The organism is Hyphomonas sp. (genome assembly GCF_046313975.1).
Taxonomy (GTDB): domain Bacteria; phylum Pseudomonadota; class Alphaproteobacteria; order Caulobacterales; family Hyphomonadaceae; genus Hyphomonas.
In genome coordinates, this window is the sequence record NZ_JBKBXB010000037.1 from 21,302 (window position 1) to 32,307 (window position 11,006).

The 11,006-nt window shown below is 64.8% G+C and carries 12 protein-coding genes and 1 pseudogene; 5 read left to right on the top strand and 8 right to left on the bottom strand.

From position 1 onward, the window contains the following. Window positions 1-177 precede the first annotated feature (177 nt). Window positions 178-582, top strand: a complete 405-nt coding sequence (locus tag ACK4TE_RS12495) for a hypothetical protein (RefSeq protein ID WP_409911856.1) — start codon at window positions 178-180, stop codon at window positions 580-582. Between the two features lie 230 nt (window positions 583-812). On the opposite strand, the gene ACK4TE_RS12500 is transcribed toward ACK4TE_RS12495, so the two are convergent. Beyond that, a complete protein-coding gene (locus ACK4TE_RS12500) occupies window positions 813-1,385 on the bottom strand; it encodes an ActR/PrrA/RegA family redox response regulator transcription factor (RefSeq protein WP_409911857.1) in 573 nt (190 codons plus the stop codon). A gap of 59 nt (window positions 1,386-1,444) precedes the next feature. Then, the gene (locus ACK4TE_RS12505) at window positions 1,445-2,812 is read right to left on the bottom strand and encodes an ActS/PrrB/RegB family redox-sensitive histidine kinase (protein WP_409911858.1); all 1,368 of its coding nucleotides are present in this window, start codon (window positions 2,810-2,812) and stop codon (window positions 1,445-1,447) included. A 62-nt stretch (window positions 2,813-2,874) separates the two neighbouring features. On the opposite strand from ACK4TE_RS12505, the gene ACK4TE_RS12510 reads away from it, so the two are divergent. After that, on the top strand, window positions 2,875-3,498 hold the full coding sequence (locus ACK4TE_RS12510) for an SCO family protein (RefSeq protein ID WP_409911859.1): 624 nt from the start codon (window positions 2,875-2,877) through the stop codon (window positions 3,496-3,498). Here ACK4TE_RS12510 and ACK4TE_RS12515 read toward each other — a convergent pair. Beyond that, window positions 3,495-4,265 carry a glycosyltransferase family 2 protein gene (locus tag ACK4TE_RS12515; protein WP_409911860.1) on the bottom strand — a complete coding sequence of 257 codons (771 nt, stop codon included), beginning with the start codon at window positions 4,263-4,265 and terminating at the stop codon, window positions 3,495-3,497. The genes ACK4TE_RS12510 and ACK4TE_RS12515 overlap by 4 nt on opposite strands. Window positions 4,266-4,357: 92 nt before the next feature. On the opposite strand from ACK4TE_RS12515, the gene ACK4TE_RS12520 reads away from it, so the two are divergent. Further along, on the top strand, window positions 4,358-6,382 hold the full coding sequence (locus tag ACK4TE_RS12520) for an ArnT family glycosyltransferase (protein ID WP_409911861.1): 2,025 nt from the start codon (window positions 4,358-4,360) through the stop codon (window positions 6,380-6,382). Between the two features lie 144 nt (window positions 6,383-6,526). On the opposite strand, the gene ACK4TE_RS12525 is transcribed toward ACK4TE_RS12520, so the two are convergent. From ACK4TE_RS12525 to ftsE, 5 genes are all read right to left on the bottom strand, one after another. Further along, window positions 6,527-7,090, bottom strand: a complete 564-nt coding sequence (locus ACK4TE_RS12525) for an HNH endonuclease (protein WP_409911862.1) — start codon at window positions 7,088-7,090, stop codon at window positions 6,527-6,529. A 153-nt stretch (window positions 7,091-7,243) separates the two neighbouring features. Beyond that, window positions 7,244-7,888, bottom strand: coding sequence for a DNA-3-methyladenine glycosylase family protein (locus ACK4TE_RS12530; RefSeq protein ID WP_409911863.1), 645 nt, complete (start codon window positions 7,886-7,888; stop codon window positions 7,244-7,246). Then, a complete protein-coding gene (locus tag ACK4TE_RS12535; protein ID WP_409911864.1) occupies window positions 7,885-8,628 on the bottom strand; it encodes a lysophospholipid acyltransferase family protein in 744 nt (247 codons plus the stop codon). The genes ACK4TE_RS12530 and ACK4TE_RS12535 overlap by 4 nt, the downstream gene beginning before the upstream one ends. Window positions 8,629-8,663: 35 nt before the next feature. Further along, window positions 8,664-9,536 (bottom strand): cell division protein FtsX, encoded by an 873-nt coding sequence (locus ACK4TE_RS12540; RefSeq protein WP_409911865.1) that lies wholly within the window; start codon window positions 9,534-9,536, stop codon window positions 8,664-8,666. Then, complete coding sequence (gene ftsE, locus ACK4TE_RS12545) at window positions 9,533-10,288, bottom strand: cell division ATP-binding protein FtsE (protein ID WP_409911866.1); 756 nt, start codon at window positions 10,286-10,288, stop codon at window positions 9,533-9,535. Before ftsE ends, ACK4TE_RS12540 begins: the two co-directional genes overlap by 4 nt. Window positions 10,289-10,350: 62 nt before the next feature. Here ftsE and ACK4TE_RS12550 point away from each other — a divergent pair. Both ACK4TE_RS12550 and ACK4TE_RS12555 read left to right on the top strand, forming a co-directional pair. Continuing rightward, window positions 10,351-10,446: pseudogene (locus ACK4TE_RS12550) on the top strand (MJ0042-type zinc finger domain-containing protein); the annotation flags it as partial. Between the two features lie 12 nt (window positions 10,447-10,458). Beyond that, window positions 10,459-11,006, top strand: a 548-nt coding sequence (locus ACK4TE_RS12555) for an FxLYD domain-containing protein (RefSeq protein WP_409911867.1), incomplete at its 3' end; no start/stop codon positions are given.

Genomic DNA, 11,006 nt, shown 5'->3' on the forward strand with positions numbered 1-11,006 from the left:
ATCCCTGCGCAATCCTGTAGGGTGCATTAAGCGAAGCGCAATGCACCGCCCCCTTATGCATCAGCAAATCAGGCCAAACGGAAAAAATCCCCATACGGATCAAAGCCCGAAGCAGAAAGATCAGAAACCCAACGCTACACCCCCGCGCACGGGGTTATGCTCCCACCCATGATCTCCATGCGCCAGCTCAGATGTGATCCCAACTTCGCGCCGCTCTTCCGGCACGTTCACCCCTTATGCTGGTGGGTCCTCTGGTGGAGCCTCAACCGCTTCTTCCTCTGGTATGACACATGCGGCTACGACAACCTGCTGCTCGCCACCACAAGATGGGGCTACGTCTACCCCGCCTTCATGGGCGAGAAGAAACCCGATCCCAAAGCCTGGAGACCCTACGTCCTCGAGAAACCGCGCTGGGATGATCCGGTGTGGAGCACCAGTGTGCCGACACACTTTCTCACGCTCGCCGCGCACGAAGCGCCGCGGCCCCATCCCAATCCTCCACCGCGTAGCGGGGGAGGTGGATCGCGCCTTTGGCGCGAGACGGAGGGGGCCTGCGCCCTCGCCCCACACAACACATCCTAGATTCCTGTCATCCCGGCGAACGCCGGGCCCCAGCGCCCCAGTCGCTGCCGCCAAGTAGCTCATCCTTCGACTTCGCTCAGGATGAGCTACGAAAACTCAGACCAAACAAACCGGCCGGAAACCCCGCGTCCGGTCACACATGCTGTGCTCACCGCATAGCGCCCCACGAGGAAAGCGAAGGCGCAGGTGCGCTGAGCCTCAAGGCTCAGCAACAGCACCGAGCACAAATCTTAACGTGGCGCCCGTTTCGCCAGGATGCGCTGAAGCGTCCGGCGGTGCATGTTCAGCCGGCGGGCAGTTTCCGAGACGTTGTGATTGCACAGCTCATAGACGCGCTGGATATGTTCCCAGCGCACCCGGTCCGCCGACATCGGGTTTTCCGGCGGGGCGGGGCGTTCGTCCTGCGTGGCCGTCAGGGCACGGATGATGTCCTCGACATCCGCTGGCTTCGACAGGTAATCGACCGCGCCGGCCTTCACGGCGGCAACAGCAGTGGCAATCGCGCCATAGCCGGTCAGGATCACCGCGCGCGCATCCGGCCGCGCCTTCTGCAGCACTTCGACCACTTCGAGGCCGCTGCCATCTTCCAGCCGCAGGTCCAGCACGGCGAAGGCGGGCGGATTGAGGCGGGCAATATCCTTGCCCTCGGAAACGGTCGAGACCGCCGAAACCACAAAACCGCGCTGCGCGAGCGCCCGGGCGAGGCGCTGCACGAAGGGGCCGTCATCATCCATCACGAGACAGGACTTGTCCTCGAGGCCCTCAAGGCTCGGATGAAGGTTAACAGGGGCCGGACGGTCCATTCGGGCAGTCTCCAGAGGTTTCTTGTTATCTCGGTGCGATTATAGGGCGAAAAGCCCGGCTAGTCCAAATCACGCGGAAGCAAGGCCTGCAAGGGCCAGACCGCCTGAACCACAGCGCCAGTGGCCGGCGGCGTGCGGTTTCTGGGGGCAACGCGCCCGCCGGTACGCTCTATCAGCGTCTTGGCGATGAAAAAGCCGAGGCCCATATCGCCGCCGCCGAGCCGGGCTTCGGACCGGTCAGAGATATAGGGCTCGCCGAGTTTCGGCAGCACTTCGGCGGAAAAGCCCGGGCCGTCATCGAGAATGGTGATGATCACCTGGTCCGCCGTCCAGTTGGCGGTCGCCTCGACCCGGCTCGCGGCAAAGCTGACCGCGTTCTCGATGAAGGCGCCCAGCGCGTGCAGGATTTCCGGGCTGCGCTCGATCACCGGCGGCCTCGGTGCGCCGCCTTCGCCGGGCGCGGCGCGGACGGTGACAACAACGCCGAGGCCCTTCATCGGCGCGGCCGCTTCCTCGACGAGGGCATCCAGCGGCGTGCGGGCATGGACAATATCGTTCGCCTCGCGCGCCTCGCGGATGGCGGAGAGAATGGCGCGGCAGCGGTCGGCCTGCTCGGCTATCAGGCGCAGGTCGTCCGCATTCGGATCATCCGGCGACAGGTCGCGCACCAGTTCCTTGGCGACCAGGTGGATGGTCGCGAGCGGCGTACCGAGCTCATGCGCGGTCATTGCCGACATGGCGCCGAGCGCCGAGAGCTTCTGCTCGCGCGCCATCACGACGCTGGCCGCATCGAGCGCGCGCACCAGCCGGGCCTCGTCCTGGCTGACGCGGCCGGCAGAGACAGTGAAGAACACGGTGCCGACGGCGAGCGCGGCAAACTGGCCCCACTGGAAGAGGATCGGCAGGTGCGTGCCGCCCGCTTCGGTCCAGGGCAGGGGCAGGGCGGCGAGCGGCATCAGCGCCGCCAGGATCAGCGCCAGCGCCGCAATCACGCTCGCCCAGAGGAAGCTGAGGCTGAGCGCGGCAACGGTTACGGGCGCGAGCAGGAGCAGCAGGAACGGGTTCGAAAGGCCGCCTGTGACACCGATCAGAAGCGCAAGCTGCACTGTGTCGAAGCCCAGCTGCAGCGCCGCTTCCCAGCTGCGCGTCAGGCGCTGCGAGGGAAAGGCGAAGGAGAGGAACACGTTGAGCCAGGCCGAGGCGGCAATGATCGCCAGGCACAGCGCCAGCGGTAATTCGAAGCCCAGCCCGAAATAGACCAGCAGGACCGCGGCGGATTGTCCGCCCACGGCCAGCCAGCGCAGGGTGATGAAGGTGCGCAGGCGCGTGCGCCCGAGCGCAGATTGCGCGGTGCCAAGACCCTCCGGGGCGAGGGTGAAGATGGCGTCCTCGAAGCCGAGGCGCGATTCGCGCTGTGTTTCATCCATGCACGGACTTATGCGGCAGCCTGTCCCTTGCGCCAAGCGGCTGTTTGAGGACTATGCTGCCCATGCGTTTTCTCATGCCTCTCGCTCTCGCTGCGGCTCTAGCCGCCTGTTCGCCTGCCGAAGCGCCGCCGTCCGGCGCTGCAAAGCCCGCTGCGCGCTCCGGCGGCGCGCAGGCGGACTGCACGAGCCGCGCCTATCCCGAAATTGGCGGGCCGATCTCGCTGATCGACCATACCGGAAAGCGCGTGACGGAAGCCGATTTTCAGGGCCGTCCGGCGCTGGTCTATTTCGGCTTCACCTATTGCCCGGATGTCTGCCCGATGGCGCTGACAACGCTCGCGGCGGCTTACCGGAAATTGCCGGAAGGCAAGACCATCCCGCAAACCCTGCTGATCAGCGTCGATCCCGAACGCGATACGCCCGAAGCGCTCGCGACCTATGTTTCCTCGAAAGCTTTCCCGGAAGGACTGGTCGGACTGACTGGAACAGACGCGGAAATCCGCGCGGCGGCAGATGCGTTCAAGGCGGATTATTCGCGCATCGAGCAACCCGAAAGCCTGTCCGAATACACGATGGATCATACCAGCCTGATCTATGTGATGGACGGCGACTGGAAGATCCGCTCCTTCTTCACGCATGCCGACACGGCCGACACGATTTCGGAATGCCTCGGAAAACTATTCTAGTATTCGTCGAAGCCATTCGGATTGCGCCGGCGGCGGATCAGCCACATCACGCCGCGAAGGTCTGACAGCGCATCGCGCAGGCGGCCGAAATTCGTGTAGTTCGATTTGCCTTGTCCGCGCGGGCGGTGGTTCACGTTCCGGAACTCGACCTCGTGCCCGTCGGCTTTCATCAGCGCGGGCATGTAGCGGTGCATGTGATCGAAGTAAGGCAGCTTCAGGAACGCATCCCGATCCATCACCTTGATGCCGCAGCCGCTATCGTCGCAATCATCGCGCAGCATCCGCTGGCGGATATTGTTGGCAAACCGGCTGCCGAATTTCTTCCAGGCCGAATCCTTGCGGCTAGCGCGGCGGCCCATCACCATCTTGAGGCGATGCGGGGCATCGGCGCGGGTCAGCTGGCGATAGAGATCGGGCAGGTCAGCCGGGTCGTTCTGGCCGTCGCCGTCAAGCGTGCCGACAACCGGGCCGCGGGCTGCCAGAATGCCGGTTCGGATGGCGCGGCTCTGGCCGGCATTCTTGCGGTGGCCGACAACGCGCAGCATCGGATAGGCGGCTTTCAGCTCCACCAGCCTCGTGCGCGTATCATCGGTTGAGGCATCGTCCACGAAGACCATCTCGAAGGCGCGCCCATCGAGGGCGGAGGCAATCTCGCCGATCAGCGTGGCGACATTGCCGGCCTCATTGTGCACGGGAACCACGACAGAGAATTCGAGGGCTTCGGTCACTGGTTTTGTCCCGGCTTCAGGCTTCAAAGGGCGCCTCATACCGGGCCTTGCCCGCAAAATCGAGACCCGGCAGGCATTTGCCGCCGCCAAATCCGCGAGACGGACGCCCAATCCGCCGCTAAAAGGCGGCCATGACCGTTCTCGACCGCCTCTCGACCGGCTGGAAAGCCTGGGTTCTGCTGTTCGTCCTGACCTTCGGCGCGGCTGCGCCCGGCGTCTTCCTGTTGCCGGCACTCGACCGGGACGAGAGCCGGTTTGCGCAGGCCTCCAAGGAGATGCTGGAGGAAGAGAATTACATCGTTCTCCAGTACCAGGACGAGCTGCGCAACAAGAAGCCCGCCGGCATCCACTGGCTGCAGGCCGCCTCGACCGCCATCTTCACCGGGCCGGAAGCCAAGCAGGTCTGGACCTACCGGGTGCCGAGCTGGCTGGGCGCAGCCTTTGGTACGCTCGCCTGTTTCTGGGCGGGCATCCCGCTGATCGGGCGGCGCGCGGCCTTTATCGGCGCGGCCCTCTTCGGGGCAAACCTGCTGCTCACTTCCGAGGCGCATATCTCGAAGACTGACGGTGTGCTTGTCTTCCTCACAACGCTCGGCATCGGCGCGCTCGGGCGGCTTTATCTCGGTACGGACAAACCGGGACGGATGGCGTTCCTTGTATGGCTCACCGTGTCGGCCTCCTTCCTGATCAAGGGGCCGGTGACAATGATGGTCGTCGCCTTTGCCGGCTTCGGTGCCTGGGCCTGGAGCCGGGCGGCGGAAGGCAAGAGCGCGGACTGGTGGCGGCCGCTGACAGAGTGGCAAGGCCCGGCCCTGTTCGTGGTGATGGTGCTGCCCTGGTTCCTCTGGATTCAAGCCGCGACCGATGGGCAGTATATTGAAGGCGCCGTCGGCAAGGACCTGAAGGACAAGTTCACCGGCGCCTCCGAAGGCCATGCCGGATGGTTCCTCTACCATCTCAGCCATATCCCGGCCTGGTTCTTCCCGGCGACATTGCTGTTCCTTGCGGGCCTTGTCGCTTCCGTGCGGCAAGTGGCAGCGCCGGTGGGCGGGCTGATGGCTGGGCGGCGCTATGCCATCGCCGGCGCGGCCATCTTCGCGGTGCTGCTGGCGCTCAACTACCTGCTCGCGCTCGTGCCTCCGTTCGAGCAGGGCAGCGCGCTCGAAACCCTCCGTACACTGAAACCGCTGCCCGCCTGGCCGTTCCTGTTCATCGCGGCGATCTGGTATCTTTCGCGGGGCAAGGCGCTTTCAGCCCGCGAGCCTTCGGATGAAGAGAAGGGCCTGCGTCTCCTGCTATCCTGGGCGCTGCTGACCTACACCTTCTTCGAGCTGATGCCGACGCTGCTTAGCCACTATATTCTTCCTGCCTATCCGGCGCTCGGCCTGCTCTGCGGCTATGCCGCCGTGCAGATCATGGACGGCGCGCGGATGCCGAAAGTGAATGCGGCGGGACTTATCCTCTTCGCGCTCGGCGCCATCATCCTGCTGGCTGCGTCCTGGCCGCAGGTGACGCAGTATTTCATGGCCGATACGGCAGGCGATTTCCGCACCGTGTCGGAAGGCGAAGTGCTGGCCGCATGGACGCCTTACCGCGAATTCCCGGTCTGGTTCTGGATCGCGGGCTTCGCTTTTGCAGGCTTCGCGATGATCGAATTTGCCCGCCGCCGTATCGCGGCAGCAATCCTGCTCGCGATCCTGTCGAGCGTTGCGATCGGCTGGCATATCCGCATCTATATGCTGCCCTCGCAGGTTTGGGTACAGCCGACCGAAACCGCGCGCCTCGCGCTGGAGGATGTCTGCGGTGTTCCTGGTGAGGACGATATCTGCAATGTCAAGACGCCCGCGCGCGTGCTGGCGCTCGGCTATGCGGAGCCATCCTATGTGCTGACGCTGGGCACGCAGAATCTGCATCCGCCGCAAACACCGCTCGACCTGCCATCCGACCCGGCGGCCTATCCGGTTGTCTATCTCCTCAACTTCGAAGACCGCAAGGCAGACGAACCCATCACCGACACCGCCGCGCGCCTGCGTGCCGAAGCCAAAGCGTTGACCGTGTGCCTGACGGAAGGCAATTCGCACTACGCGCTAAACTACTCCAACGGCGACCCGGTGCATTTCAGGGCATGGCGGTTTGATTGGGGCGGGTGTCCGTAGTCTGTAGGCAGACAAACTGCGCTCTCAGCTTGTCATCCCGGCGAATGCCGGGACCCAGAATCCCATTTGCGAGAATATTCACTGGGTCCCGGCATTCGCCGGGATGACAGGAATGATGCTGTCAGTTTCAAGCGGCGAAGGGACTTAGCCTTCCAGCTCCACATCCCAATAAAGATAATCCATCCACGTTTCGTGCAGGTGGTTTGGCGGGAACTTGCGGCCGACATCCTGCAGCTGGAAATTGTTCGGACGGAAGGGGCGATGGCGCAGGTGCATGCCGGTGTCGCGCAGCAGGCGTCCGCCCTTGGCAAGGTTGCAGGGGCTGCAGGCGGCGACGATGTTTTCCCAGGTCGTGCGCCCGCCTTTCGAGCGCGGCACGACGTGATCGAACGTCAGGTTCTCATGCGCGCCGCAATAGGCGCAGGCAAAGCCGTCGCGCAGGAACACGTTGAAGCGCGTGAAGGCCGGCGGGCGATCCTGCCGCACGAAATCGCGCAGCGCGATCACCGAAGGCAGGCGCATCTCGCGGCTGGGCGAACGCACCACATAGTCGTACTCGGCGATGATATCGACGCGGTCGAGGAAGACGGCCTTGATCACTTCCTGCCAGGGCCAGAGCGACAGCGGATAATAGGAGAGGGGCCGGAAATCCGCATTCAGCACGAGCGCCGGCTTGCCATGCGGAGGAGCCGTAATGATCTCAGCCATGCCAGCCTCCGGAGGCCGTTTCCGGGCGGCGCTGCTGCGGGAGATGCAGAACGTTACAACAGAAGACGCAGGCTCCTTTGCGTTTCAGGGCGGTGTCTAACCGATTCCCTTGATCAGATTATGACAGTCGGCCCCGAGCGCAAGGGGCGGGGTTCACCCGGCTTTCGGGGCGGAATCGCGGGCCCGCTCGGCATTCAGCCAGCCCCAGAGCAGGTGGGCGGCGACGCCTCGGTGCGGCCGCCAGCGCTCGGCATGGGCGGTGAAGGCTTTTGATTCCATGCGGGTTTTATAGCGGCCGAGCTGTTTATGCGCTTCCATCAGGCCAACATCGGCCGTCGGGAAGGCGTCCATCGCGCCGATGGCGTAGAGCAGGAACAATTCCGCCGTCCACGGGCCGATGCCTCTGACCGAAATCAGCTCCTGGCGGGCCGAATCAAGGTCCGCTGCGCAAACGCGGGCAAGGTTCAGCTCGCCCGAAACCATCGCCTCGGCGATGGAGGTGAGGTGGCTGACCTTCGGGCGCGACAGGCCGCAGGCGCGCAGGGCTTCGGGGTCGGCTTCCAGCACGGCTTCGGCGGTCACATCGCCGAGAAAGTCTTCAACCCGGCCCCAGATCGTGGCGGCGGCTTTCGTGGTGATCTGCTGGTAGGCGATCATCCGGGCGAGCATGCCATAGCCGGGCGGCGAGGATCGCCAGACCGGTACGCCGATGGCTTCGTAAGCGCGGGCAAGGGCCTTGTCGGTGGTGGCGAGGCGCTCGCAGGCAGCTTTCAGCGCGCGCTTCGTCGGCGCGGTCACTTGATGCCTCTGGCCGCCTGAACAGCGCGGCCTTCTTCGATCAGCCGGTTGGAGGCGGTTTCGAGATCAGCCTCCAGACGCGCCATCAGCGTGCGACGGTCGAGTCCGGCCTCGATGGGCGGCAGGATTTCGTAGACGATCTTTCCCGGCGTGCGCCGCGCGCCTTTCGGCAGCCAGCAGAGGCCGGCATTGGTGGCGACCGGCAGGATCGGCAGGTTCAGCGCCTTGTTGAAGGCGGAGATGCCGGCCGCCTGGTATTCCGGCGGCGCGTCCACCGGGCGGCGCGTTCCTTCCGGGAAGATCACGATCTGGCGGCCCTTCGCGGCGCGGTCCTTGGCCGCATCGACCATTGCCTTCAGCGTCTTGGATGTGCCGCCGCGGTCGATGGGGATCATCCTTGCGGACATGGCATACCAGCCGAGGAAAGGCGTCATCAGCAGCTCTCGCTTCAGGATGATCGCCGGGTCGCGGCAGACAAGGAAGGGGATGAACACGTCCAGCATGCAGTGATGCTTGCCCGCATAGATATAGGCGCCTTCCGGCACATGCTCGCGCCCGCGGATCTCTGTGTCGATGCCGCAGATCAGCTTCAGGCCGAAGCGGATGATATGGGCATAGAGGCCGATGGCGCGCTGGGTCACCACCCGGGGCATGAACATGGTCGGCAGGTAGAGGATGCCGCAGATCGCCATCCACAGGTACAGCCAGACCACGAAGAGGTAGGAGCGGAGCATTTGCATCGGCGTGCCTCTAGCGGGTCAGCGCGGCGGCGTCACTACATCACGGACTTCAGCGACCGCATGACCGTGATTCCGGCAGCAATCCGGGCAGCAAGACCCGCGATCACGGGGGTAACGACGAGGACGGCAAGGTCGGGGAAGTCGAGCGACAGCTGCGGCAGGAGGCCGGAACGTTCCGCGCCGGAGCGGCCAAGGGCGATCAGGATCGCCACCGTCGCTAGGGCGACGAGAGCGCCAACCGTGCCGGCCCTCAGGCCGAGCAGCCAGAACCGCCGCTCGAACAGACTGGCGATGAACCTGTCGCGCGCCCCGGCAACGTGCAGAACATCGACAATATCCCGCCGCGCCAGCAAGGCGGCATGGGTCGCGAAGGCGATAACCGCAATGGCGGTAGCTGAGAGAAGCGCCACGATGGAGAGCGCGATCAGCCGCGAAATGCCGAGCATGCGGCGCACATCGCCGGCCCATTCCGTGTGGGAATCGACAGCTGCGTCGTAGCCGGCCTCTTTCAGTGCCTCGCTCATCCGTGTGCCGAGCGCTTCGGCGTCGCCTTCGCCGGTCACCGCGATCAGGCGCGGCACGGGAAGGTCTGCCGGCAGGCCGCTCTGGCCGAAATTCGGAGCAAGGAGGGCGTTGATCTCCGCATCGGTGAACACGCGCGCCGAGTCCACGCCGTCGAGGCCCGCGATCAGGCGGGCGGCTTTGGCGGCGGCATCGGCATCGGCGCCGGAGAGGGAGACTGTAAACTCGCCCTCCACTTCCGCCGTCCAGGCGCGCGCCGCGCCATAGGTGGATTTGGCCGACAGCGCCGCCAGCGCGGCGAGGAAACACAGCGCGCCGACAACGAAGAACAGCGCCGCCTCGCGGGCATCTTCCAGCGGCAGGAGAGAGCTTTCGCGGGCCTTCATGGGGCAGCCTTCAGCGGATCAGTCCGCCGGCGGGCGGTGGGCGTGGCCTCGCCGCTCTGCTGGGCCAGCAGGCCATTGGCGAGATGATAGACCGGCGCCTCGATCTGGCGGATCAGGCCGACATCGTGGGTGGCAATGATGACGGTCGTGCCGAGGCGCCTGTTCAGCTCGTGGAAGAGACGCATCAGGCGCGAGCCCATTTCGGGGTCAACGTTGCCGGTTGGCTCGTCGGCGATCAGAAGGTCCGGCTGGGTGACAACGGCGCGGGCGATGGCAACGCGCTGCTGCTCGCCGCCGGACAGCGTTTCCGGGCGCTTGTGCAGCCGTTCGCCAAGGCCGACCCAGGTGAGCAGTTCCTCGACATCGCGGCGGTACTGCGTTTCCTTCCGGCCCATTACCCGGAGGGGCAGGGCGACATTCTCATAGGCCGTCAGGTGGCCGAGCAGGCGGAATTCCTGAAAAACCACACCGACCCGGCGGCGGAGCGCCGACAGCTGGTCGCGGCTGAGGCGGCTGGTGGGGCGCCCGAACAGGCAGACTTCGCCCCGTGAAGGCGGCTGCGCGAGATAAAGGAGCTTCAGGAGGCTGGATTTGCCCGCCCCGGAGGCGCCTGTCAGGAAGCTGAAGCTGCCGGGTTTCAGGACGAGATCAATCCCGCTAAGTATCTCCTCGGACGAATCGTAACGAAGGGAGACCCGGTCCAGGCGGACCGCCTCTTCGCTGGTGAACATGTCCGGGCGCAGCTGGGTCATATAAAGCGAGGTCCGGGGTCCAGAGTTGGTCGAGCGGGGCGAACAGCAGGAAAGACGCCGGAATGATCCTCACCTGTCCTTCTTGCAGCACCCATTATTTCGCCGATGACTCAACAATCGGTGAAAGCGGCCGCACTGTGAAATGCGCGGCCTGCGGGCATTCCTGGTTTGTGCAGCCTTCTTCGCTGGCCGAAGACAAGCCCGCAGCCCCTGCACACGAGGTTTACCGCGAGAAATTGCGCGAACAGCGCCGCGAGCGCAGCCGCTTTGCAGCCGTGTTTTCCTGGGTTCTGATCGGCGGAATTTTTGCAGCTGGCACATTTGCCGCGTTCATGTTCCGCAATGATGTTGTGAAAGTCTGGCCGCAATCGGCCGCTGCTTACCGGCTGGCGGGCCTCGAGGTTAACCGGTTCGGACTCGATTTCGCGGATATCGAACGCGCCCGCACCTTCAATGACACGATCCCGGTCGTCACCGTTACGGGCCGCGCCATCAATGTTGCGCGCACCACGGTGGAGACACCCGGCGTGCGCGTCGACCTGCGCGACGAGAAGGGCAAGGTGGTTGCCTCCCGCTATGCCTTCGTGACGCCGGGCTCGCTCGAGCCGGGCGCCGCGGGGCAGTTTGGCGTGGTGGTCGAGCCGGCGCCGGTCGAGAGCTTCGAGATTGTCGTCAGCTTCGTGGACCGCAGCGCGGTGCCGAATGAGCCGCCTGCGGA